We start from the raw sequence: 664 nt of genomic DNA on the forward strand, positions 1-664 counted from the left end.
GGGTCGAGCGAAAAGCATTGACGTTTGAATACGTCGGTTTGATCTTTGTCTTTGTCGGTTATGCGCTGGTACAGTCCGCCGAATGGGCGGCCGCGTTGTACATCATCGACCATCTCTTTTTTGCCTTGGCGTTGGCGATTAAAACGTATTTTCAAAAGATTGCAGACCCTGCTGACATGGCATCGACGGCCGGAGTGGCCTTTACCATTAATCACATTGCCGCGGTGGTGATCCCCGTAACATTCGGCGTGATTTGGCTCGTGTCGCCTGCCAGCGTGTTTTACATTGGCGCGTTTATGGCGGCGATAAGTTTGCTGCTTTCTTTCAACATTCCCGCCAAACCGGAAGAGGGTAACGAGACTCGGATCCTAAAGTGGAGTTAAGAGGCTTGTTCTATTGGGGCAAAAAAACAAAGGGAGTGCAGTGTGCATCCCTTTGTGATCCATTGAGAACGGGTACCAGAAGAGCTGAGGCTCTAGGACGCGTTTGGTAATGGCCAGCGTCACCATAAGCGCAATGCCCATCATACACAGCTTATCAGAGCGGCTCAGCGGCCTTAAGCTGTACCAAGTTCGTTGGTTGTGGCGACCAAAACCACGCAGTGTCATCGCGTTGGAGATTTGATCGGCGCGATCGAGGCTWGAGAAAATCAGTGGGCCAAGTA

The 664-nt window shown here is 51.4% G+C and carries 2 pseudogenes; one reads left to right on the forward strand and one right to left on the reverse strand.

The features are described from left to right. Window positions 1-383, forward strand: a pseudogene (locus CIK04_RS25505) (MFS transporter); the annotation flags it as partial. A gap of 66 nt (window positions 384-449) precedes the next feature. On the opposite strand, the pseudogene CIK04_RS25510 reads toward CIK04_RS25505, so the two are convergent. Further along, window positions 450-664 (reverse strand): annotated as a pseudogene (locus tag CIK04_RS25510) (energy-coupling factor transporter transmembrane component T); the annotation flags it as partial.

It is taken from the genome of Vibrio sp. 03_296 (assembly GCF_002265885.1).